18 protein-coding genes are annotated in these 23869 nt (G+C 47.9%); 12 read left to right on the top strand and 6 right to left on the bottom strand.

Annotation, left to right across the window (positions count from 1 at the left end; genetic code table 11):
• The first annotated feature begins 4 nt into the window (after positions 1-4).
• Both ACSYSY_RS04480 and ACSYSY_RS04475 read left to right on the top strand, forming a co-directional pair.
• Entirely contained in the window at positions 5-2710 is a 2706-nt protein-coding gene (locus ACSYSY_RS04480; RefSeq protein WP_491708101.1) for a valine--tRNA ligase, read from the top strand.
• A 200-nt stretch (positions 2711-2910) separates the two neighbouring features.
• On the top strand, positions 2911-3576 hold the full coding sequence (locus ACSYSY_RS04475) for a hypothetical protein (RefSeq protein WP_491708100.1): 666 nt from the start codon (positions 2911-2913) through the stop codon (positions 3574-3576).
• A 66-nt stretch (positions 3577-3642) separates the two neighbouring features.
• Here ACSYSY_RS04475 and ilvD read toward each other — a convergent pair whose 3' ends face one another.
• Entirely contained in the window at positions 3643-5496 is a 1854-nt protein-coding gene (gene ilvD, locus ACSYSY_RS04470; RefSeq protein ID WP_491708099.1) for a dihydroxy-acid dehydratase, read from the bottom strand.
• Positions 5497-5642: 146 nt separating this feature from the next.
• Here ilvD and msrA point away from each other — a divergent pair, with 146 nt between their 5' ends.
• Entirely contained in the window at positions 5643-6203 is a 561-nt protein-coding gene (gene msrA, locus ACSYSY_RS04465; RefSeq protein ID WP_491708098.1) for a peptide-methionine (S)-S-oxide reductase MsrA, read from the top strand.
• Here the strand turns inward: msrA and ACSYSY_RS04460 are convergent.
• From ACSYSY_RS04460 to ACSYSY_RS04440, 5 genes are read right to left on the bottom strand one after another with little or no spacing between them, the layout of a single operon-like run.
• Entirely contained in the window at positions 6200-7525 is a 1326-nt protein-coding gene (locus tag ACSYSY_RS04460) for an ABC transporter ATP-binding protein (RefSeq protein WP_491708097.1), read from the bottom strand. The genes msrA and ACSYSY_RS04460 overlap by 4 nt on opposite strands.
• Positions 7522-9090: an ABC transporter permease subunit gene (locus ACSYSY_RS04455; RefSeq protein WP_491708096.1), complete on the bottom strand. Its 1569-nt coding sequence runs from the start codon at positions 9088-9090 to the stop codon at positions 7522-7524. Before ACSYSY_RS04455 ends, ACSYSY_RS04460 begins: the two co-directional genes overlap by 4 nt.
• A gap of 60 nt (positions 9091-9150) precedes the next feature.
• Positions 9151-9606 (bottom strand): dUTP diphosphatase, encoded by a 456-nt coding sequence (dut, locus tag ACSYSY_RS04450; RefSeq protein ID WP_491708095.1) that lies wholly within the window; start codon positions 9604-9606, stop codon positions 9151-9153.
• A 16-nt stretch (positions 9607-9622) separates the two neighbouring features.
• Positions 9623-10831 (bottom strand): bifunctional phosphopantothenoylcysteine decarboxylase/phosphopantothenate--cysteine ligase CoaBC, encoded by a 1209-nt coding sequence (coaBC, locus tag ACSYSY_RS04445; RefSeq protein ID WP_491708094.1) that lies wholly within the window; start codon positions 10829-10831, stop codon positions 9623-9625.
• Between the two features lie 46 nt (positions 10832-10877).
• Positions 10878-11663 carry a class I SAM-dependent methyltransferase gene (locus ACSYSY_RS04440; protein WP_491708093.1) on the bottom strand — a complete coding sequence of 262 codons (786 nt, stop codon included), beginning with the start codon at positions 11661-11663 and terminating at the stop codon, positions 10878-10880.
• A 30-nt stretch (positions 11664-11693) separates the two neighbouring features.
• Here ACSYSY_RS04440 and mutM point away from each other — a divergent pair, with 30 nt between their 5' ends.
• The 9 genes from mutM to glmS all read left to right on the top strand — a co-directional run bounded on the left by mutM (position 11694) and on the right by glmS (position 23655).
• Entirely contained in the window at positions 11694-12539 is an 846-nt protein-coding gene (mutM, locus tag ACSYSY_RS04435; RefSeq protein WP_491708092.1) for a bifunctional DNA-formamidopyrimidine glycosylase/DNA-(apurinic or apyrimidinic site) lyase, read from the top strand.
• Positions 12540-12634: 95 nt separating this feature from the next.
• A complete protein-coding gene (rpsT, locus tag ACSYSY_RS04430; protein WP_491708091.1) occupies positions 12635-12901 on the top strand; it encodes a 30S ribosomal protein S20 in 267 nt (88 codons plus the stop codon).
• Positions 12902-13163: 262 nt separating this feature from the next.
• The gene (gene dnaA / locus ACSYSY_RS04425; protein WP_491708090.1) at positions 13164-14606 is read left to right on the top strand and encodes a chromosomal replication initiator protein DnaA; all 1443 of its coding nucleotides are present in this window, start codon (positions 13164-13166) and stop codon (positions 14604-14606) included.
• Positions 14607-14691: 85 nt separating this feature from the next.
• Positions 14692-15816, top strand: a complete 1125-nt coding sequence (gene dnaN / locus ACSYSY_RS04420) for a DNA polymerase III subunit beta (protein WP_491708089.1) — start codon at positions 14692-14694, stop codon at positions 15814-15816.
• A gap of 9 nt (positions 15817-15825) precedes the next feature.
• Positions 15826-16953 carry a DNA replication/repair protein RecF gene (gene recF, locus ACSYSY_RS04415; RefSeq protein WP_491708088.1) on the top strand — a complete coding sequence of 376 codons (1128 nt, stop codon included), beginning with the start codon at positions 15826-15828 and terminating at the stop codon, positions 16951-16953.
• Positions 16954-17074: 121 nt separating this feature from the next.
• On the top strand, positions 17075-19516 hold the full coding sequence (gene gyrB, locus ACSYSY_RS04410; RefSeq protein ID WP_491708087.1) for a DNA topoisomerase (ATP-hydrolyzing) subunit B: 2442 nt from the start codon (positions 17075-17077) through the stop codon (positions 19514-19516).
• Complete coding sequence (locus ACSYSY_RS04405; RefSeq protein WP_491708086.1) at positions 19506-20438, top strand: DUF3108 domain-containing protein; 933 nt, start codon at positions 19506-19508, stop codon at positions 20436-20438. Before gyrB ends, ACSYSY_RS04405 begins: the two co-directional genes overlap by 11 nt.
• Positions 20439-20492: 54 nt before the next feature.
• Positions 20493-21827 (top strand): bifunctional UDP-N-acetylglucosamine diphosphorylase/glucosamine-1-phosphate N-acetyltransferase GlmU, encoded by a 1335-nt coding sequence (gene glmU / locus ACSYSY_RS04400; protein ID WP_491708085.1) that lies wholly within the window; start codon positions 20493-20495, stop codon positions 21825-21827.
• Between the two features lies 1 nt (position 21828).
• A complete protein-coding gene (glmS, locus tag ACSYSY_RS04395; RefSeq protein WP_491708084.1) occupies positions 21829-23655 on the top strand; it encodes a glutamine--fructose-6-phosphate transaminase (isomerizing) in 1827 nt (608 codons plus the stop codon).
• The last annotated feature ends 214 nt before the right edge of the window (positions 23656-23869 follow it).

Here is a 23869-nt window from a genome sequence, read left to right as displayed (position 1 = left end):
GACCATGTCAGAGCAGATAATCCCCTCATTACAAAAATCAGAGTTGGAAAAAAGCTTTATTCCACAAGAGTATGAATCAGAGCTTTATCAGGCAAGTGAAAAGAGGGGGGATTTCCGGGCTGATCCTTCAAAAAAAGGAAAAGCCTTTTCGATTATGTTCCCACCACCAAACGTTACGGGAACACTGCATCTCGGGCATGCGCTGACCTTTACCCTTCAGGATATTCTCATTCGCTGGCAACGTGAAAAAGGTGCGAATGTCCTGTTCCAGCCAGGCACAGATCATGCCGGTATTGCCACGCAGATGGTTGTTGAACGGGCTCTCGATAAAGAAGGTATTTCACGCAAGGAACTGGGGCGCGAGAAATTTACCGAACGCGTGTGGGAATGGAAAAAGGAATATGGGGGCACCATTATCCAGCAATTACGCAAACTCGGTGTTTCAGCAGACTGGGGCCGTGAGCGTTTTACGATGGATGAAGGCCTTTCCCATGCCGTGCGGAAAGTTTTTGTCCAGCTTTTTCGGGAAGGGTTGATTTACCGCGACAAGCGACTGGTTAACTGGGACCCTGAATTTCGTTCGGCCATTTCTGATCTCGAAGTCAATAATCATGAGATGAAGGGATCGATGTGGTATATCCGTTATCCGCTCAAGAGCGGGAACGGCACCATTACCATTGCGACGACACGTCCTGAAACCATGCTGGGTGATGTGGCGGTTGCTGTAAATCCTGAAGATGAGCGTTATTGCGATTTTATCGGCCAGAGTGTGATCCTGCCTCTGACGGGTCGTGAAATTCCCATTATTGGCGATGAACATTCCGATCCGACCAAAGGGACAGGTGCGGTTAAAATCACGCCCGCTCATGATTTTAATGACTTTGAAGTTGGTAAACGTCATGGCCTTCCCGCTCTGACGATATTGGATGAAGGTGCCTGTATCTGGCTTGATGAAATTGATTCGAACCTTCAGGAAATTGAGCAGCTTGCTGATCCGGAATTTGTAAGATCACTGTCCGGTCTGCACCGCGATGAAGCGCGCAAAAAGATCGTAGCTGAGCTGGAACGTCTTGAATGGCTTGAAAAAATCGAGCCTCATACGCTCCAAGTGCCAACGGCGGACAGAGGTGGGGCTATCGTCGAACCCCGTCTGACATTGCAATGGTATTGTGATGCGGCGACCTTGGCCAAACCGGCTATCGCTGCTGTAGAAACCGACAAAATCGTTTTTGAACCCCGGCAATGGGAAAATACGTTCTTTGCCTGGATGCGCGACCTGCAACCATGGTGTATCAGTCGCCAGCTCTGGTGGGGGCACCGTATCCCTGCCTGGTATGGCTCTGATGGAAAGACGTATGTTGCCGAAACCGAGGAAGAAGCCCGCAATCAGGCTGGGGCAGGGGTAACACTTACCCAGGATGAGGACGTCCTTGATACGTGGTTCAGTTCAGCTCTCTGGCCTTTCTCAACTTTAGGATGGCCTGAAAAAACCGAGGAACTGGAACGTTATTATCCGACATCCGTTCTGGTAACAGGGTTTGACATTATTTTCTTCTGGGTTTCCCGCATGATGATGATGGGGCTGCATTTCATGAAAGAAGTGCCGTTCCATAAAGTCCTGATTCATGGACTGGTCCGCGACGAAAAAGGGCAGAAAATGTCCAAATCACGCGGAAATGGTATTGACCCTCTTGATCTGATTGCCGAGTTCGGAGCCGATGCAACCCGCCTGGCTATTTGTGCTGGCGCGGGCCCTGGCAGAGACATTAAACTTGGGCGCACACGTGTTGAAGAACATCGTGCCTTTATCACAAAATTATGGAATGCAGCGCGCTTTCTGCAAATGAACGGTGCTGTCGCAGATAATGATTTTGATCCTGAATCAATCCAGACAACACTGGGATGCTGGATTGTCGAAGAGGCAAGGCAGGCTGTTCAGAATGCCAATGCCGCCCTTGAAGCTTCACGCTTTGATGATTACGCACGCTGCTGCTATCATTTTGTATGGAACATCTTCTGTGACTGGTTCATTGAGCTTGCCAAGCCGCTTCTCAATGGAAATGGCAATGAAACGATCGAGATACAGAAAGTCAGCGCCTATATATTAGGGATTATCCTGCGTATGATGCATCCGGTGATCCCTTTTGTGACGGCGACTCTCTGGAGCAAGCTTGGTTACGAAGGTGTGCTTGAGCAGAAAGAATGGCCCGTTCCTGCCTCTCTTGCAAAAGCACCGGAAGCCAATAAAGAGGTTAACTGGCTCATTCGTCTTATTTCAGAAGTGAGGACCGTTCGTTCTGAAATGAACATTCCTCCCTCTCAAAAAGCGCCATTGCTCTTTAAAGAGACATCCTCACAATGTCTGAACTGGGCAGAACAATGGAAAGAGGCTCTGGGCCGTATGGCAAGGGCATCTTCCATAGAGCCGCTGGAAGGCACCCCTCCCAAAGCGGCTGCGCAAATTGTTCTTGAAGACGCAATTGTGCTGATTCCTCTTGAAGGTCTCATCGATCTGGAGGCTGAGAAACTGCGTTTGCAAAAAGAGATTTCACGCCTTGAGGATGAAATCGAAAAGGTTGAGCGCAAATTGAGCAATGAGAATTTCGTTGCCAGAGCAAAACCTGAAGTTGTGCAGGAAAATCGGGATAGACTGGAAAATTTCCAGGCTGATTTAACGAAGCAGCGGGCGGCTTTGTTGCGTCTTTCCTGAGACGATTCATGACGAGGGAGGGGGGAAGAGTTTTATCTCCTCTCCCAGTCTTTTTGAATAAATCCCTTAGCTTTGAAGGTAAAACTGCTTTCAGGAGCCCTGTTTTCCACGTTTCATTGTTAAGTAAATGCTTTTCTGTGTATGATCTTTTTTCAGATAACGATCAGTTTCTGTAAAAGCTGCATAAATGGAACGTGACAATGAAAATCCATACCACTCGAAAAACAAAACTCTGTCGCACATTATCAGCGATAGTCTCTTTGGCCTTACTGAGTGGATGTGCTCATTTCCGTGAAAAATATGATCCGGCAAAAGAGGGCTGGGCACGGCAGAAAGGCGATACGTCTTTAACCGTGCAAGGTTATACCCTTGCTGAAGGCAATAAAAACATCTGTTTCGAAAAAGGATTTAAGACCGTCCTTTTACCTGATGACGATTACAGCAAAAAATATCTTAACTATCTTATCCACACTAATAGAGACCCTATGGGCAGGAGTATTTCACAAGAAGGCCGGACTCTGGTGCGTTTTCCAAACTGGAAGAGACATTGTGTCTATAATTTCAAAGAGATTCCAGCGGGTAAATGGATTGTTGTTTTTGAGGTACGTAATCATTTGATGCCGTTAATTACTGTGGCAACAGATAAAGGAACGGCAACCGGCAATACGATTGTCAGCGGCGAAACCTATATATGGGCGCCTCTTGACATAAAACCTTCTGACCATGATCTAAAAAAGAAACTGGTCTTCAATAAAAATTTACCGCCGCAGGATTCCGTTCTGAATTTCCAGTGGGGTGATGACGTCTCGGTCCATCAAGGTGAGCTTGCGGATTGGAGCAATCCACCAGATCAGGTAAGGAAATAATCCCTTAATTAGGTTACCTCTTCCGCTTCTTGCGTGGCCAACAAACGGAAGAGGGACATCAAATCTTTAACGTTTCCGGACAATAATCTGATCGAGATCGCGTATGGCCCCGTGTGCGGCACTTGTGGTCAAAGCCGCATAGGCCTGTAAGGCACGTGAGACTTTGCGTTCTCTATCGGGTTGCCACCCAGCTCTGCCTTTCTGGTTCATAATTTCACGACGTGCTTTTATCACATCATCACTAACGTCCAGGTGCAAACGGCGATTGGGAATATCAATTTCGATCGCATCTCCGTCTTCAACCAGCCCGATCAGACCTCCTTCAGCGGCTTCCGGAGAGATATGCCCGACAGAAAGACCGGAACTTCCCCCTGAGAAGCGGCCATCAGTGATCAAGGCACATTGCGCTCCCAGCCCGATGGATTTCAGGTAGCTGGTGGGATAGAGCATTTCCTGCATTCCGGGGCCCCCTTTAGGGCCTTCATAGCGGATTACGACGACATCGCCAGCAATAATGGATTTGGACAGGATTGCTTTTACAGCAGCATCCTGACTATCAAAGACTCTGGCACGTCCCTTGAAGCTTAAAATGGATTCATCAACGCCGGCTGTCTTAACGATAGCGCCTTCTTCAGCAAGATTACCATAGAGTACAGCCAATCCTCCATCCTGTGAAAAAGCATGGTTCCTGTCACGAATAACACCTTTTTCACGGTCCATATCCAGCTCTTTATACCGGTTGGCCTGGGAGAAAGCTTCCGTGGTTCTGACGCCGCCCGGGGCCGCCTTAAAGCGTTCAATTGCCGCTGATTTCCCGTTAGCGATATCCCATTGATCCAGAGCATCCTTAAGGCTGGAACTATGGACAGAGGAAACATTCCTGTGAAGTAAACCCGCCTTATCAAGCTCGCCCAATATAGCCGGAATCCCACCGGCACGGTGCACATCTTCCATATGCACATCTGCCTTGGCAGGGGAAACCTTACAAAGATTGGGGACTTTGCGGGAAAGCCGGTCAATATCGCTCATTTTGAAATCAACGCCTGCTTCATGAGCAGCCGCAAGGAGATGAAGCACCGTATTTGTGGACCCTCCCATGGCGATATCAAGAGCCATAGCGTTTTCAAAGGCATCTCTTGTCGCAATGGAACGGGGCAGGACCGTCTCATCATCCTTTTCATAATAACGACGAGCCAGCTCTACACTTAGGCGGCCTGCTTCAAGAAATAAGGAACGCCGATCGGCATGTGTTGCCAGAAGAGAGCCATTTCCAGGGAGGGACAGGCCAAGCGCTTCTGTCAGACAGTTCATGGAATTGGCCGTAAACATGCCGGAGCAGGAACCGCAGGTCGGGCAGGCGGATCGTTCAATCTGCTCGGATTGCACGTCGCTGACACGGTCATCAGCAGCGACAACCATGGATGTTACAAGATCCACGGCTTTTTCAATACCGTCCATGGCTGTGTGACCAGCTTCCATCGGGCCGCCGGAAACAAAAACAGTCGGGATATTCAGGCGTAAGGACGCCATTAACATCCCTGGCGTAATCTTGTCGCAGTTACTGATACAGACCAGTGCATCAGCACAATGGGCATTAACCATATATTCAACAGAATCAGCAATTAATTCCCGGGATGGCAGGGAATAAAGCATCCCACCGTGCCCCATGGCGATCCCGTCATCAATGGCGATTGTGTCAAATTCACGGGCAATACCGCCAGCTTCTTTCACGGCAGTAGCCACCAGATCTCCCATGTTTTTAAGATGGACGTGGCCAGGAACAAATTGGGTATAGGAATTGGCAATCGCAATGATTGGTTTGCCGAAATCGCTTTCTTCCATTCCTGTAGCCCTCCAGAGTGCGCGGGCTCCAGCCATATTGCGGCCATGAGTGCTTGTACGTGAACGGTAGGCAGGCATGAGAAGAACCTCTTTGTTATGACTGTTCTGGTAACAAATTAATTATAAAATGCACTTTTTGGTAATATATGAAAAAAAATCTTGAAGTTCCAGTCACAAAAAGAAAACCTCTAAAAGAACCGATAGGATCAATCCGGAGAAAAATCATGGTGAAAACGAATTCAATTTTATTAGGTGGAGGGTGCTTCTGGTGCCTTGAAACTATTTTTAAAAATCTTCGTGGTGTCATATCGGTCAAACCGGGATATGCAGGCGGTTCGATTGATCATCCGACTTATAAGCAGGTATGCACGGGGCAGACGGGCCATGCAGAAGTCGTGAAAATCGAGTATGACCCGGAAGAAATTTCACTGAGCGACCTGTTGCGTATTTTCTTTACGACACATGACCCAACCCAGCTTAATCGGCAAGGCAATGATGTAGGGACGCAATATCGCTCGGTTATCTTCGGCGACCTGGAGCAGCAAAAATCAGCCCAGCTCATTAAGTATGAGATTGATGAAAAACACATCTGGCCTCGGCCAATTGTGACGTCAATCGAAGGAGAAGCGCATTTCTGGGAAGCAGAGCCTGAACATCATAATTATTTTGCCCGTCATCCGGAGGCCGCTTATTGCCAGGTTATTATATGGCCCAAACTGGTCAAAGCCAGAAAGCTTTATCATAATTATTTTCTGCCAGATCACTCGGACGGTCAGGCGTCTTAAACCTCATCTTCGAGAAGCAGCTTGTCAGCTTCCTCATCGTAAATGAAAAGACTGGCATAACGTGCCCAGGCAATCGCTGTATGCAAAGTCTGCTGGGCGTAATTCTGCGACATGGTTTTTTCAAGAATATGTCTGATAGCCTCGGCATTGATGCTATGGTTGGGACGCTCATCGAGAATATTTCTGACAAACCGTAAAAGAGGAAGCGCGCGCAAAAGGGCCGTCCGCATGATATCACGGCGCGCATCAGCATCGCCTTCAACGAAAATGCTCCCTGTAGGTGTGAGAATGATATCCCCATCTTCCAGCTGGGCCAGATCAAGAAGCTGCAATGTTTCCCCCAACGGGAAGAGGTCATCCAACGTCATTTGAAGGCGCTGTGCCAGTTCCGGTAGATCTGCCCTGCCGGAAAATGACTCACTTCCCAATACTTCGACCAGCCCGACCAGAACTTCAATGGATAGGTCAGGAAGAGGAATAAACGCTTCCTCTTCCTCTGTTTTTTCAGAAACGTCAGGAGAGACTTCGGAAATTTCCGCTTCTGAAACAGATGGCGCTCTTCTGGTCATAAGAGAATAAACCTGATCGACGAAGGCGCGAAATGATTTATCTTCCCGATTGCGGGGATGAGGGAAGGGCACAGGTATTTCAAACGATATTTTCCCCGGAGAGGATGAAAACAGCAGAATTCTGTCACACATCAGAACGGCTTCTTCAATCGCATGAGTGGCCAGAACCATGGATTTCAGAGGTTTGAGTCTTTTATCCATCCATAATTCGATCAGATCAGTGCGTAAATTTTCGGCCCCCAGTAATTCCAGGTTCAGGAACGGTTCATCGAGTAAAACCAGTTCAGGCTCACGCACAAAGGCCCGTGCCAGGGCTGTACGCTGACACAGAGTTGGTGACAATTCCCGGGGGAAAGCGCTTTCATAGCCGTCAAGATCCATGATCTCAATAATACGGATTACGCGTTCGTTTTTTTCCTGTTTGCTTAACGAGCTCGCTTCCAGAGCCAGGCGAATATTTTCCTCAATTGTCAGCCAGGGGAATAATGAATCATCCTGCAGAACAAGGGAGACTTTTTCAAAATCCCTGGATGTTGCAACTTTATCGCCCCAATAAACAGTTCCTTCAACAGGCTTATCAAGGCCACTCATAATATCGAGCAAGCTTGACTTTCCAGACCCGGAACGCCCCAGAAGTCCCAGAATTTCGCCTTCTTTCACGCTGAAGCTGACTTTCTCCACCACAACAATATTTTGCTGACGTGATTTACGGGCAGCCTGAGTGCAGTTACTCAATCTGAGAATATCTGTCATGGGTGCATCCTGAATTTGCGGTGAGCGTGCGTGCTGAATGGGGAAAGAAGCAGATAATTTAAACCATAGGAAAATGACGTGATCAGAAAGAACAACCCCGCCTGGGAAGCATAGTGCCCTGTCTGTAAAGTTATCAGTACTATGTTTCCTAAATCATCTTCCTGCATCAACCTGCCAGTGGTCATCATCATCCCCCCCAGCAAAATGAGATCCCATAAGGGATAAGAAGCCAGAATGGCTCCTTTTGCCAGGGAAGGTGCCAGGAGCAAAAGTTTGACATGCCGCCAGGTCTGATAAGCCGACAGGCGCAATCTGAAGGCAAGCTCCAGTAAATCATTCCTTGGCTGGTCTTCATTACGGTAAAAAACGCTTGCACCATAAGCACCCTGAATTATCAGGATAAAGAGTAAAAATTCCTCCCAGAAAGAATGGACCAGAGGGCAGAGAAGAAAAATCGGGAGAAGGCTGCCTATATAAGCCCAGCTGCGAGCTCGGACGCGGAAGGAAGGAGAGGCATTTATGCTGAGCCCTCCAATCACAATCCAAAGAAGAAGAGCTGCCCCTGATACGCCTCCCCATATTAACAGGGCTCTGAAAGCTGCAACAGAAATCGGTGCAATGTCAGAAGAACCAAAAATGAAGAAAGCGCAGGAAATAATCAGAAAAAAGCATGTTACAGCAAAACGTTTCCAGAATATGGCAGTCGAATGCTCATTTCTTTCAGGATGGAGGATCGTCTTTTTTGAACCTGATGCAGACACATCATATCGGTGGATGCGTTTTAAAAATGGTCTTATGCAAAAAAGGTGGATAATCGTTATTAAAATAATGATGCAGCCGAAAATTTCAGAAAAGGCAGCATAATCGTGTTGTTTCAGGCAAAGAAGAACATACCCCCCCAATCCATGTCCCTCTGAAGGATGAAGAAGGGATAAAAGCCACTCTGCCCCTAAAAACCTGACCCAGAAATGAGGCATATCCAAAGCGACTGAGCGGATCATCTCCGGATAAGCCACAGGAACCTGCAATTTCCAGAATTGCTGCCAGGGTTTCAGCCTCATGGCTCTGGCACTTTTAATCAATAGCGGGGGAATATGGGGCGTAATTTTTAAAACAGGATTGGAACAACGGGCAATCAGCGTTGAGGCTGCCAGAAAACTGACAGACCAGAAGTCATTTAATATAAAATTGGCAAAACCTGCCAAGGCGATGACAGGGACAATACTCCATGCAGATGTAAAAGCTTTAAAAAACAGACGTGCGTAGCGAGAAACAGAAGAAAAGAAGAAAATGAATAAAACAGATAAAATTGTTATGAAAAATGCTGCCAGAACGCCACAAAAACTGACGGCACTGTCGCGCCAGAAGTCATTCTGGGAGAAAACCGGCAGATGAACAACCGATTCTACCTGGTCATGTCCTGCCAGCAAGGAATGAGTATTTAGAAATAAAATAAAACAGAGCACTAATGCTGAAATAAGGCCACCTGCCAACAAACGGTCTTTCTGTATCAGAAAACTGATCATCCGTCTGAAACCAGATGGCACTGTTAACGACGGTTTCATGCCCTTTTCATGGATAATCGACCGATCATCATCTCCACCTTGCCGCTCTTATAAAACTGGTTACTGAAGTCCAGTACTGCCAAAGCCATTATGACCTCGTTCTGTTTCATCGAGAGTAGCACATTCCCGCCAGGTTAATCTTGTAACAGGTGCAAGGATCCCTTGCGCTATTCTCATACCTCTCTCAATCGTGAAGGAATCGGTCCCACCATTCATTATGATAATGCAGACTTCTCCACGATAATCTTCATCAATCGTGCCAGGTGAGTTGGGGAGCATAATACCGTTTTTGAGGGCAAGGCCGGAGCGTGGACGAATCTGTAGTTCGTAACCAGCGGGAATCGCTACCTTCAACCCTGTCGGAACGACAAGACGCTGCCCCGGGGCAATGACCAGTGAGGCATCAATAGCTGCCACAAAATCAATCCCGGCGGCCCCTGCCGTAGCGTAAGAGGGCAGGGCAAGTCCTTCTGAATGAGGGAGCCGAACCACATCTACAGTCACAGAATTACTCATAAAGTCAGTATCTCGTTTAAATTTCGTTAAAATAGGTAGCAATTTTCTTTACAAGACGACACGCAATGTCCTTCTTGCTTTCAGAAGGCCAGTTTTCAATGCCCCGATCATCTAGCAGTGAAACCTGATTATAATCCTTACCGAAGACACCTGTCTTGACATCATTGGCCAGTAGCCAGTCACATCCCTTCTTTTTGCGCTTTTCCCGGGCGTAATCAAGGATATTCTCAGTTTCAGCGGCAAAGCCTATGACGAGAGCCGGTCGTTCTTCATGCTGGCTGATCGTCGCAAGAATATCGGGGTTTTCAACCAGTTTCAGCATTGAAAGGTCATGATGACCTTTTTTCATTTTTTCGTCTGCGGCGATTTCACTGCGCCAGTCACTGACAGCGGCAACGGCAATCATCCCATCTACGGGAAGAGCTGCCAGTGCTTCCTTGAGCATATCGCACGCTGTCACAACGTTAATCCGTCTGACACCCGGAGGTGTCGGTAGGGTGACAGGGCCACTGACCAGCGTCACATCAGCACCAGTCTGTGCCAGAGCTTCTGCAATGGCAAATCCCTGCAATCCAGACGAATAATTGGAAATATACCGTACAGGGTCAATCGGCTCACGTGTCGGGCCGGCTGTAACCAGAAACTTCCGTCCTTTCAGGCTCTGGCTTTTGGTCAAAGAGGCGCAAAGAGATTCAACAATATCCTCAGGCGAGGCCATGCGCCCCATCCCATATTCCCCACAGGCCATCTCGCCTTCCACGGGGCCAATAAAATGCACGCCTCTTTTTCGGAGTGTTGTTCTATTGGCCTGCGTGGCGGGATGCTCCCACATATGCACGTTCATTGCAGGCGCAACATAGATAGGCGCGGTTGTCGCAAGGAGAATTGTTGTTGCGAGGTCATCTGCGAGACCATAGGTCATACGAGCGAGAAGATTGGCTGTGGCAGGGCACACCAAAACGGCATCGGCAGAGCGTGCAAGCGCAATATGGCTTATCTGACTTTCCTGATCAGCTGAAAGCAATTCATTATGAACGGCTTCACCGCAGAGTGTTTCAACAGAAAGCTTTGTCACAAAAGCTTCTGCTGAGCGTGTCATGACCGGTGTGACGGCAAAGCCCTGTTTCCGTAGGAGACGCGCAACTTCCAGGGCTTTAAAAGCGGCGATCCCTCCCCCGATGACAAGGACAACCCGTTTCTTTTTTTCGATATTATTTACAGGCATTTTCTTTGACGTTTTATAGTGCGGTTAATCAACGGCAACCCTGATATTACAGGCGCCAGCCAGAGTGAATGGCTACAATCCCTCCCGATAAATTCCTGTAGGTTACATGTTCCAGCCCAGCTTCACGCATCATTGAAGCTAATGTTTCCTGATCGGGGAACATCCGGATGCTTTCCGCCAGATATTGATAGCTTTCTGAATCACCAGCAATCATCTGCCCCATTCGTGGCAGGATACGGAAGGACCAGAGATCATAAATCGGGGAAAGAGCCGCTACAGCCACTTTGGAAAATTCAAGACAGCAAAAACGGCCGCCTGGTTTCAAAACACGTCTTACTTCCCGCAGAACCGCATTTTTATCTGTGCAATTGCGCAGACCAAAAGCCATCGAAACGCGATCCATCGAGGCATCAGGGAAGGGAAGAGCCTCAGCATCCACCTCTCTGATTTCAATTTTATCAATCAAACCTTCCTTAATGGCACGTTCACGTCCCACTTCAAGCATAGCAGCATTGATATCAGACAGGATCGCCGACCCCCCGCCGCGTTTAAGCCAACCGAAAGTGATGTCTCCCGTTCCTCCTGCCAGGTCGAGAAGCTTCAGATCGGGAGCTGGCGCCAGTTCCGTGATAAAAATCCGCTTCCAGAGGCGATGAATACCAAGAGACATTGCGTCATTCATGATATCATACTTGCCGGCAACGCTTTCAAAAACATGCCTTACAAGAGGTTTCTTTTCCTCGCGAGGGACGTTTTTAAAACCGAAATCCGTCATATCTTCCTGTGAAGAGGCGGAATGAGAAAAGGAATTTAAATGATCACTATCAGTCATAAAACCATCGTTAGCTTATCCTAGTTCATTATGCCAGAATTGCCTGAAGTCGAGACCATCATGCAAGGTCTAATTCCAGTGCTTGAGGGGCACAGGGTTGAACATATTGCCATTAACCGGCCCGATTTAAGAAAACCGTTTCCGCTCAGTCTGAAAAGCCGCCTGACGCGTCATAGAGTTATAAAACTGCGGCGGCGCGCCAAATATATTCTCGCAGATTTTGATAATAATCTGACATTATTGCTGCATCTCGGTATGAGCGGACGTATTTTTATCGATTATCCTCCATTGTCGGAAAAATTACGCAAACACGAACATTTCAGTCTTATGACCGATGAAGGGACCAAAATATCCCTTATTGATCCCAGGCGATTCGGTCTGGTTGATCTTTTTGAGACAGATAGGGAAAGCGATTGTTCTCTCCTGTCCCATCTTGGCGTTGAACCACTTTCCGGTTTATCGGCGCACTCTCTTCAAGAGCAGTTTAAAAATAGACATGTATCAGTTAAAGCAGCTCTGCTGGATCAGAAAATCATAGCGGGTCTGGGCAATATTTATGTCTGCGAAGCTTTGTTCCAGGCATCAATTCATCCCGAAAGAGAGATTGGAACTCTGACCTATTCTGAAATCAGCGCTTTATGTGACGTTATACCAGCCATTTTGAAGCAGGCTATCGAGGCGGGTGGCTCAACATTGCGTGACTACGTCAGAACTGACGGGCAAAAAGGAGGATTTCAGGATCTGCACCAGGTTTATGGACGGGAAGGGCTCGGTTGCCCGACATGCCCTGGCAGCCCGGAATGTACAGGCATAAAGCGGAGTTTACAGTCAGGGAGAGCGAGTTTTTATTGTCCCCAGAGACAAAGATTAACATAAAATATGCACGTAAAGACTTGACGTATCCTTTCCTGCAGAGTAGAGGGCAAGCATTATTAAAGCTCAATTTTTCGTAGAAAGAACCGGGAAGACACATGGCAAATAACCCTTCGGCTCGTAAGCGCATCCGTCAGAACGTACGCCGCCGTATGCGTAATACGGCTCGACTGTCCCGCATGCGTACTTTCGTCAAAAATGTAGAAAAAGCTATTCTCGCTGGCGATAAAGCTGCTGCAACTGAAGCGCTTCGTGCTGCCCAGCCTGAAATGCAGCGTGCAGTCAGCAAGGGTGTGATCTCCAAGAACACAGTCAGCCGCAAACTTTCACGCCTTTCACTGCGCGTGAAAAATCTTGCTGCCTAAGATTTTTCAGGAAGCTTTTTAACCAAGGCTTTCCCTGCTTTTTGAGACTTGCTGCGCCCCCTCCCATGGGGGCGTTTTTTATCCTGCTTTCTCCACACTATTTTAAAAAATGGAGAAGGGATAGCTTGCGTCTTGGAAAGCCACAGATTAATCATACACTCATAGAGTTAGAGTTTATCATATAGGACGATGGAGAAGTCGGCATCTGGGAGTCGGCTGTTGGTTTGTCGTCAGTGGAAATTGGAAAGCGGAGATTCAGAAGGTGGAAAAGACTCAGTTACAGGAAGTCGGGGCCTCTTCTGCACAGTCTCTTCTTGAGGCCGCCTGGCTTCGCGTTCGGGATAGGCTTAAAAGTGAAGTTGGGGAAGTGGAATATCGCACCTGGCTTCAACAGATTATTTTAGGCCCGTTGGATGAAAATGAGATCATCCTTTACCTGCCATCACGCTTTTTGAGAGACTGGGTCCGGGAGCAATATGGAGAGAGGCTGCAAACACTTTGGCGGCATGAAACTCCTATCGTCCAACGTGTTGAACTTCAGGTCAAAAAAGGAACGTCATCTGTAAGTGATGACGCCTCCCAGGCAGAAAAAGAAGGCAATAACGCGGATTCAGCTTTTGAAGCATTGCCGGACGGAGCTTCAGACTCAACGCTTATGCACGTTCAGGAAAGCAGGAACGATCTGGCCGTGCCGCTTGATCCCCGCTTTACCTTTGATAGTTTCGTGGTGGGCAAGCCTAATGAATTTGCTTATGCCTGTGCGCGCCGTGTTGCAGAAAAACCCTCAAGCCCGGGATTTAATCCATTATTTCTTTATGGGGGTGTCGGGTTGGGGAAAACCCATCTGATGCATGCCATAGGCTCAGAGCTGATTAAAACCGGCACTGTTTCTGTTGCCTATATGTCAGCAGAAAAATTCATGTACCGTTTTATCGCCTCCATTCGTTCTCAATCCACCATGGAATTTAAAGAGCAGTTGCGCTCTGTCGATGTTCTGATGATTGATGACCTGCAATTCCTTATCGGTAAGGATAATACGCAGGAAGAGTTTTTTCATACGTTCAATGCTCTTGTGGATGCTGGCAGGCAGATCATTGTCAGTGCTGATAAAAGCCCTTCAGATCTTTCCGGATTGGAAGACAGGCTTCGCACCAGATTAGGCTGCGGCATGGTTGCCGATATTCATGCCACGACCTTTGAGTTGCGTCTCTCCATCCTTGAGGCGAAAGCCAGAGCATCAGGTACGCCTGTGCCGACGAAAGTCATGGAATATCTTGCCCACAAGATCACCTCCAATGTGCGTGAACTTGAAGGGGCTTTAAATCGCCTTATTGCCCATGCTGATCTGGTCGGTCGTCCCGTGACGCTGGAATCAACCCAGGATGTGTTGAAAGATATGCTGAAGGCGCATGAGCGTCGCGTAACAATCGACGAAATACAGCGCAAAGTGGCAGAGCACTGGAATATCAGATTAACCGACATGTCCTCAGCAAGGCGCGCGCGGGCCGTGGCCCGTCCACGTCAGGTCGCAATGTACCTGGCTAAAAATCTGACCAGCCGAAGCCTGCCGGAAATTGGTCGTAAATTCGGCAACCGGGATCATACAACCGTCATGCATGCTGTCGCCAGAGTGGCAGAGCTGATGGAGCAGGATCCCTCTTTTGCCGAAAGCGTGGAACTTCTGAAACGCATGCTTGAAAGTTGATGCCTGATTGCTGAAGGCATTTTCTTCGCAAGTAAATTCTGTTAGCATAACTGGACTATTTTTACGTAAGGATATGGGATTAAACATGAGATTTAAGGCTGAACAGGCACCTCTGCTACGTGCGCTTGCCCACATCCATGGTGTTGCTGAAAAACGCAATACAGTCCCCATTCTTGCCAATGTTCTTTTGAATTATGATGGCACGACGTTAAAGCTCACCGGCACGGATATGGAAATTGCCATTGTCGAGGAAATCAGTGCCCCTGGTGGAGAAGCTGGCTCGGTTACGGTTCCTGCCTCTGTCCTCTATGAAATTGTGCGTAAACTGGCAGGCTCTGAAGCAATAGAATTTGAGCAGAATGATCTTGAAGCCCCTTTAGGTCTTAAGGCTGGGCGTTTTGCTACTGAACTGAACGTTCTTCCTGTTGATGATTTCCCTGCGATGGTGGCAGGGGAACTTCCCCATAATTTCACCATCCCTGTTCCGACCTTACGCTCTCTGATCGACCGTACAAAATTTGCAATGTCGACAGAAGAAACAAGATATTATCTTAACGGTATCTATCTTCATGTCGGCACGAAGGATAAGGAAAAAACCTTACGTTCTGTTGCAACAGACGGGCACAGACTGGCTTTATTTGATACAGAACTTCCAGCTGGCGCAAAAAACATGCCGGGGATTATTATTCCCCGCAAGACCGTTGCAGAGTTGCGCAAATTGCTGGATGAAAATGATGCTGAAGTTGCGGTCGCCTTGTCTGAGACACGCATTCAGTTCAAAATCGGTTCTGTCATGCTGACGTCCAAATTGGTTGATGGCACGTTCCCTGAATATGAGCGTGTCATCCCCCGTAATAACAAACGTAAATTGCGTATTTCCAAACAGGCGCTTGGCGTTGCGATCGGCCGTGTGGCGGCCATCAGTCTGGAACGCTCTCGTCCTATTAAACTCGCTTTAGGGCAAAATCATCTGATTTTATCGGCGACAAGCCCGGATCAGGGAATGGCGCAGGAAGAGCTTGACGAAAATAGCGTCACTTATGAATCCGAACCTCTGGAAATCGGGTTCCAGGCTCGTTACCTGACCGATATTACCGATCAGATTGATGCCGAAGCGGATTTCCTGTTTGCTGACAGTGCCTCACCAACTCTGATACAGGACACGCAGGAACCGGCAGCTCTTTTCGTGCTGATGCCGATCCGTGTGTAAGGATTTCTGTTGAGACTTGACCGTCTTACCCTGACTGATTTTCGTAATTACGAACGCTGCGTATGGGAGCCACAGGCTCCCATTGCTGTTCTTACAGGGGAAAATGGGAGTGGTAAAACAAATTTACTCGAAGCACTCTCGCTTCTGGCTCCAGGGCGCGGGCTTAGAAATGCTCCTCTGACGCAGCTATGTCGCCATGAGGCTATGCAATGGGGCGTTGCAGGCAAAATCTCATCCAAAGAGCAGTCTTTTCTACTCTCAACAGGCGTGCCTGCGCGTTTTGAATCCTCTTCGCCAAAAGTAAAGAAAAGGCTCTTTCTTCTTGATGGCGAGGTGGCAAGAAATCAGAGTGTGATTGCTTCACTCTTTCGGTGTGTGTGGCTCACGCCACAAATGGACCGGTTATTTACTGAGAATGCTTCGGGCAGGCGGCGATTTTTTGACCGCCTTGTTATGGCTCTGTACCCTGATCATGCGTCCCAGATGGCCGCTCATGAGCGCTCTGTCATGAGTCGTAACCGTCTTTTATCTGATCCAGATTATGATCCCCTCTGGCTGGAGGCGATAGAGGAATCAATCAGCAGGCACGCTGTAGCCGCAACGGCGACACGTTTGTTTTTTATTGAAAGAATGAATGCTCTTACGTCTTTCAATCAGGAATTTCCCGCAACACATATAAAAATCCAGTGTGAGATCGCTGATTTGCTGCAAAATCATCCTGCACTTTACGTAGAAGACTGGCTAAGAGAGAGACTTAAGCAAAGCCGCTCGAGCGATGTTCGGAAGGGGGGCACGTCTTTTGGAGTGCATAAAAGTGATTTTTCGTTAAGAGATCGTTTAACAGATCGCCCGGCTTCTTTATCGAGCTCTGGTCAGCAGAAAATTATGTTACTGGGCATTATCCTGCATCACTCGATACTGGTTTCGCAAACATGGGGTGACATGCCTTTTGTTCTGCTCGATGAACCTCTGATGCATCTGGACTCAAAAAAACGAACGGCCTTATTATCGGCTCTCACAGATTTAGGAAGCTCTGTTTTCATCACGGGGACAGAAGCGGAAGATTTTTCATTTCTGAAAAACAAAGCGGATTTTTTCACCATTATGAATGGGGCCATTGAAAACAGCCTTGTCTGAAAAGCGGGAAAGGCAATTTTCACGAATGGTCAATGGCTGATTTAGGCTCTGGCACATTATTCATAATAGCTTTATATTAAAAAGGAATTTCAAGACCGATCTTTTGGAGCGACCAGCAGGCATGACAGAGACTCAAAACCAGCCAGCAAACATTCAGAACGCTGAAGATTATGGGGCCTCTTCTATATCTGTTCTCAAAGGGCTGGATGCCGTCCGTAAAAGGCCGGGCATGTATATTGGTGATACGGACGATGGTTCCGGTCTTCACCATATGGTTTTTGAGATCATTGATAACGCCGTTGATGAAGCTCAGGCCGGTTTTGCAACATATTGCATTCTGACACTCAATGAAGATGGCTCGGTCTCTGTTCGTGATAACGGGCGCGGTATCCCTACAGATCTGCATGAAGAAGAGGGGATCAGTGCGGCTGAGGTTGTGCTGACCAAACTGCATGCCGGTGGTAAGTTCAACCAGAATTCCTATAAAGTTTCTGGCGGTTTGCACGGGGTCGGAGCGGCCGTTGTCAACGCCCTGTCTGAATGGATGGAAGTCCGTATCTGGAGACAGGGTAAAGAACATTTTATCCGCTTCCAGCATGGTGAACGTGTTGCCCCACTGGAAGTTATCGGAGAATCAAGCGAAGAACGCGGCACCTTAGTCACCTTCAAGCCAAGTTCTGAAACTTTCACTAAAACGACTTTTGAGCTGTCCATTCTTGAACGCCGGGTGAGAGAGCTTGCTTTCCTTAATTCCGGTATGAAAATCATTCTCCGTGATGAACGGGGGAGTGAGCCTAAAGAGATAACCTTCCATTATGAAGGCGGATTGAGCGCCTTTGTTGACTGGCTTGATCATTCCAAAAATTCTCTGATCACACCTCCCATTACAGGTGAAGTTGAAGAAGAAACAAGTGGCATCAAAGTTGAGTTCGCCCTTTCATGGAATGACAGTTTCCATGAGACAATGCTTTGCTTTACCAATAATATCCCGCAACGTGATGGTGGTACACATCTGGCGGGTTTCCGTCAGGCTCTAACGAGAGCCATCGGGAAATATGCTTCAGAGAATTTCAAGAAAGAAGCATCATCTCTGACAGGTGAAGATATGCGCGAGGGGATGACGGCGGTTCTTTCCGTTAAGGTTCCTGATCCCAAATTTTCTTCCCAGACTAAAGACAAGCTTGTCTCATCAGAGGTCCAGCCCGTTGTTCATTCCATTGTGGCAGATGTCATCAGCCATTGGCTCGAGACACACCCCAAAGAAGCCCGCAATATTATTTCCAAGGTGGTTGATGCTGCCAGTGCGAGAGAGGCGGCTCGCAAGGCGCGTGAATTAACGCGCCGTAAAGGGGTACTGGACGTTTCCTCTTTGCCAGGAAAGCTGGCCGATTGTCAGGAACGTGATGCCTCAAAAGCTGAGATCTTCATTGTGGAGGGTGATTCCGCGGGTGGCACAGCCAAACAGGGGCGTGACAGACGCTTTCAGGCTATTCTTCCGCTACGTGGAAAAATTCTCAATGTTGAGCGCGCCCGCTTTGACCGTATGCTCAGCTCTGCTGAAATTGGCACGCTGATCACAGCACTGGGAACGGGTATCGGTCGTGGTGAAGTCGATCAAGGTGGATTTTCTGCAGAGAAATTGCGCTATCATAAAATCGTCATCATGACTGATGCCGATGTGGATGGCTCACATATCAGGACCTTGTTGCTGACATTCTTCTTCAGGCAAATGCCTGAATTGATCGAACAGGGCTATCTCTATATTGCCCAGCCGCCCCTCTACAGAGCCAAAAGAGGGCAGGAGGAGCATTATCTCAAGGATGATGCGGCGCTGGAGGATTATCTTTTTGATAAAGCCCTTGCTAAAGGGACCTTGGAATTCTGCACAGGACAGAGTTTTAGTGGGAGTGCTTTGCTAGACGAAGTGAAACGTCTTTCAGTTATTTCCCGTGACCTTCACGCTCTCTCATCGCGCATTCCGCTCTGGGTGGTTGAGCAGGCAGCTAATGCCGGTGTTCTGACTTCGGACCTGGCTCGAAGAGAGGAAAACCTTACAGAGTTCCAGAAGCGTCTTGATGATCATTCTGCCGCAACAGAACGTGGCTGGAAGGTAACAACAGACGATCATGGCCTGACTTGCGCCCGCTCTGTTCGTGGTGTGAATGAAATTTATACCTTCGAAAATACACTTCTTCGCTCTGGTGAAGCCAGACGCCTGGCAGCACAAGGTGCTTACCTGGCAGAGATTTTTGAAAACCCCGCAAAACTCGTCATGGACGAAAAAGAAACACAGGTTGCAGGCCCGGGTGACCTGATTACACAGGTTCTGGCACAAGGGCGTCGCGGCTTGACCTTCAACCGCTTTAAAGGTCTGGGGGAAATGAACGACGAGCAGCTCTGGCATACAACACTTGATCCTGCGACCAGAACGCTCCTTCAGGTAAAAATCGGTGATATTGAAGAAGCCGGGCAGGTTTTCTCAACATTAATGGGTGACGTGGTTGAACCGCGGCGGGAATTTATTGTTGATAATGCCTTAAAGGTCGCTAATCTTGACGTGTAAAGTGCCTTATATCCACAGGCTGGTTTTAAGGCTTGGGGTATCGGCTGTTTTATTGGCAGGAAGCTGGAATGTTTCCTTTGCGCAATCTGCGGCACCATCGCCGTCGGTCGCTGGTGCCGCTCCTGCTGTCCCTGATGCGTCATTTGCCAAAACCAAAGATAGTGCGGTCACACTACATTATGCGATCTTTGTTCATGGTCTTCATGTCATGGACGCTGAAGGCGCTTATGTGCTCCGCCCCTGGGGCTATGGTGGCAAAGCGAGGCTTTATACCATTGGTCTGGCAAACTGGTTTTTAAAACTTAATATCCATGTTGAAACGATGGGTCGGTTTGAAGACGGCAAAACAGTGCCTCTTGAATATGACGCAACGGGTTTGTCGCGTAAAAAACAACGCCACGCCCACATAAAATTCGATCAGGATGGCCCTCATCTTACCTTGCTGACTCCAAAGGATAAAGAACGTGATCCTTTGCCGGAGGATAAGTTGAAAACCTCCATGGATATTCTCAGTGGTCTGGCAACCTTGTTCCAAAGTCTGGCCGCTACGGGCAAATGTGATCTTTCAGGCACCCTTTATGATGGATTGCGCCTGACACATATTGAGGCTCATGGTCCGATAAATGATAAAATCCCTGAAACACATGATTCATCCTATTCGGGTCAGGATGCAAAACGGTGCGATTTTATAGGATATCAGATCGCAGGATTTCCTGTGCACTCACATCATAAACAACTCTTAAGCACACCTCAGGCAGGGAAGGCCTGGTTTTTGACACTCAAGGATTATGGAATTGTGCCTGTAAAGATACAGTTTCATCACCCAAAAGTTGGAGATGTTGAAATGGTCATGCAGTCTGAACCTGCAACGGCTGAGATGGAACTCCCTGACAAAAATAAGACCGCTTCTCCAGCCCGATAAAAACGGCCCCTCTTTAATCCGGTATTTCGGTCACATATCCTGAAGATTAAGTCTATGATACATTCTTTAACGACTGTTATTCTAGCCGCTGGTAAAGGCACACGTATGAAGTCACGTCGTCCCAAGGCGATGCAGCTTCTGGCGGGACGGCCTCTTATCACTCATCTGATCGATACGGTTCGCCCTTTGACCAATGATATTCTCGTTGTCATAGGGCCTGATATGTCGGAATTGGCAGAAGAGGTTCAGCCTTTTAAATCCGTGATTCAGACAGAGCGCAATGGTACAGGGCACGCTGCCTTGATTGCTTCGGAATTTATAAAAGATGAGGGCGACGTCCTTATCCTTTATGCTGATAATCCCCTCGTAACGCAGGAAACGCTCACATCACTGGTGGAATTACGGCGCCATCATGAGGCTCCCTTGGCCATTATGGGCATGAAACTGGATGACCCTTCACATTATGGCCGTTTAATCAGAAATAGTTCGGGAACCATTGATCGCATTGTCGAATATAAAGATGCGACGGAAGAAGAACGTGCAATTACCCTCTGTAATGCAGGCATGCTTTGTGCCAAAGCGTCTTCTCTGAAAACATGGCTCAAAAAATTGACCCCTGATAATGCGCAGAATGAGCTTTATCTGACAGATATTGTCGCGTTAGCAGCGCAAGAGGGGGAGGTTGTCTGCCTTGAAGCGGCACCGGAAGAGCTGGTTGGTATCAATTCCCGTTCTGAACTGGCTCAGGCAGAGCGCATTCTTCAGGACCGTTATCGCCAGAGAGCTATGGAGCAAGGCGTAACCCTACAGGACCCGTCCAGTGTTTATCTGAGTGCTGATACAGAGATTGAGCAGGATGTGATCATTGAACCACATGTTTTCATCGGTCCTGGTGTTACCATAAAAGAGGGAGCGTCTATTCGTGCCTTTTCTCATCTTGAAGGCTGTGTCGTTGAAAAAAATGCTGTGATTGGCCCCTATGCCCGCCTGCGCCCCGGGACGATATGCGCGGAAAACAGTCATGTTGGGAATTTTGTCGAATTAAAAAACACAACCCTTGGCAAAGAGAGCAAAGCAAACCATCTTTCCTATTTGGGGGATTGTGATATTGGCGAGAAAACCAATATAGGGGCAGGCTCTATTACCTGTAATTATGATGGGTTTTTCAAACATAGAACATCCATCGGGGCAAATGCCTTTATAGGGTCCAACACAATTCTTGTCGCACCTATCACGATCGGTGCTGACAGTCTCACCGCCGCTGGAAGCGTCCTGACAAAAAATGTACCCGCTGAGGCTATGGCGTTTGGACGATCCCGTCAGATTATATTAAAAGGCCAGGGATTGGCTTATAAACAAGCTCTGAAAACCAGGAAGGAACAGGACTGATATGTGTGGTATTTGCGGCGTTATCGGACATCGTCAGGCAACCCCTCTGGTTTTTGAGGCATTGAGGCGTCTTGAATATAGGGGTTATGATTCCGCAGGGATTGCGACCATTTCCTCTTCGGGTCAGATTATGCGTTGCCGTGCCGCCGGAAAGCTGGATAATCTGGAAAAAGCGCTTGTAGAAACGCCTCTTGAGGGAACGCTTGCGATTGGTCATACAAGGTGGGCTACGCATGGCTCTCCGACAACGAATAACGCCCATCCCCATAAAGCGGGAAAGGTCGCGATTGTCCATAATGGGATCATCGAGAATTTTGCAGCCCTAAAGAAAGAACTGGTGGAAAAAGGGCGCCATTTTTCTACCGAGACCGACTCTGAAGTGATCGCGCATCTTCTCGATCTTTATCTTTCCGAATGTCATGACCCACGTAAGGCGGCCTTTCAGACGCTGAAAAGACTGGAAGGCGCTTATGCCCTTGCCATGATCTTTGAAGATCATAATGATCTGCTGATTGGAGCGCGGCATGGGGCCCCTCTGGCAGTCGGGCACGGGGTCGGGGAAATGTTCCTTGGTTCTGATAGTCTGGCCCTGGCTCCCTTATCACGCAGAATTACCTATCTCGATGATGGAGACTGGTGCGTTCTTACGCGGGAAACAGTCGAAATTTTTGATTATGACGGGAAGAAAGTCGATCGTCCCATTCAGACTGCGGCCCTTTCATCTGGTGTGATCGGGAAAGACGGTTTCGGTCATTTCATGGAAAAAGAGCTCCATGAACATCCTGTTGCTATTGGTCAGACACTCAAGCGGATCACTGATCCCGCAACGCGGCATATCGTTCTCCCACCGTTGCCCTTTAATCCGGCTCAGCTTCCGAGAATTACGATCACGGCGTGCGGATCGGCCTATTATGCGGGTCTTGTCGGGCGTTACTGGCTTGAATCCATCGCCCGGTTGCCCGTTAATAGCGATGTCGCCTCGGAGCTCCGTTACCGCGAAGTGCCACAACCTGACCAGGGAATGGCTTTGCTGATCTCCCAGTCTGGTGAGACAGCTGATACATTAGGCGTGCTCCGCTCGCTTAAAGCTCAGAAACAGCATATTGTCTCGATCCTCAATGTTGAACAATCGACAATGGGACGCGAAAGTGATGTGGTCCTGGGAATGGATGCAGGGCCGGAAATTTCGGTTGCGTCTACAAAGGCGTTTACAGCACAATTATCAGTCATTGCAGCCATGACGCTGGAATTTGCCCGTCTCCGTGGTGCCATAACTGAAAAGCAGGAACAGTATTATACCAGCCAGCTTCTTGATCTGCCTTCCAAAGTTGTAGAGGTTCTGGGTAATATCGAACCGATCAAGGCGATGGCCCGCCATATTGCTCAGGCACGGGACGTCCTTTATCTGGGCAGGGGCAGCTGTATGCCCATAGCACAGGAAGGCGCGCTCAAGCTGAAAGAAATCACCTATATCCATGCTGAAGCCTATCCCGCTGGTGAGTTAAAGCACGGTCCTATCAGTCTGATTGATCATACAGTCCCTGTTGTTGCGATTGCTCCTTCTACGATTTTATTTGATAAAATGGTTTCCAACCTGCAGGAGGCAAAAGCAAGAGGGGGACGGATCCTGGCCTTTACGGATGAAGCAGGGGCTGCCATGCTGGAAAGCATTGCTGATGAAATGGTCGTCCTTCCCAATGTGGATGCATTTGTCGCCCCTATTCTTTATGCTGTGCCCGTGCAATATCTAGCTTATGAAGTTGCCCTTCTCAAAGGTACAGATGTTGACCAACCACGTAATCTGGCAAAATCAGTTACTGTGGAATAGGTTTCATATCGTATAACTGGCAAAAGAAGGATTATTGTCTATTATGTATATAATAATCCTTCTTGAATTAATTACGTATTATTAAATAATCTGCATATTATATTTATATAAAATATATTTTATATTCTGATAAATGTTTCGTGATACACTTACACGTTATTTTTCAGTGTTTTAATTTTGTTTTTAAATTCCTTGTAATTTCTAAAAGGAATTT

It is taken from the genome of Aristophania sp. ESL1100 (genome assembly GCF_058511235.1).
This window is presented reverse-complemented; position numbering and strand designations above follow the sequence as displayed.

Coding starts and splice junctions, on each gene's coding strand:
- ACSYSY_RS04480 (WP_491708101.1), top strand. CDS start 5: ATGTCAGAGCAGATAATCCCCTCATTACAAAAATCAGAGTTGGAAAAA.
- ACSYSY_RS04475 (WP_491708100.1), top strand. CDS start 2,911: ATGAAAATCCATACCACTCGAAAAACAAAACTCTGTCGCACATTATCA.
- ilvD (WP_491708099.1), bottom strand. CDS start 5,496: ATGCCTGCCTACCGTTCACGTACAAGCACTCATGGCCGCAATATGGCT.
- msrA (WP_491708098.1), top strand. CDS start 5,643: ATGGTGAAAACGAATTCAATTTTATTAGGTGGAGGGTGCTTCTGGTGC.
- ACSYSY_RS04460 (WP_491708097.1), bottom strand. CDS start 7,525: ATGACAGATATTCTCAGATTGAGTAACTGCACTCAGGCTGCCCGTAAA.
- ACSYSY_RS04455 (WP_491708096.1), bottom strand. CDS start 9,090: ATGAAACCGTCGTTAACAGTGCCATCTGGTTTCAGACGGATGATCAGT.
- dut (WP_491708095.1), bottom strand. CDS start 9,606: ATGAGTAATTCTGTGACTGTAGATGTGGTTCGGCTCCCTCATTCAGAA.
- coaBC (WP_491708094.1), bottom strand. CDS start 10,831: ATGCCTGTAAATAATATCGAAAAAAAGAAACGGGTTGTCCTTGTCATC.
- ACSYSY_RS04440 (WP_491708093.1), bottom strand. CDS start 11,663: ATGACTGATAGTGATCATTTAAATTCCTTTTCTCATTCCGCCTCTTCA.
- mutM (WP_491708092.1), top strand. CDS start 11,694: ATGCCAGAATTGCCTGAAGTCGAGACCATCATGCAAGGTCTAATTCCA.
- rpsT (WP_491708091.1), top strand. CDS start 12,635: ATGGCAAATAACCCTTCGGCTCGTAAGCGCATCCGTCAGAACGTACGC.
- dnaN (WP_491708089.1), top strand. CDS start 14,692: ATGAGATTTAAGGCTGAACAGGCACCTCTGCTACGTGCGCTTGCCCAC.
- gyrB (WP_491708087.1), top strand. CDS start 17,075: ATGACAGAGACTCAAAACCAGCCAGCAAACATTCAGAACGCTGAAGAT.
- glmU (WP_491708085.1), top strand. CDS start 20,493: ATGATACATTCTTTAACGACTGTTATTCTAGCCGCTGGTAAAGGCACA.
- glmS (WP_491708084.1), top strand. CDS start 21,829: ATGTGTGGTATTTGCGGCGTTATCGGACATCGTCAGGCAACCCCTCTG.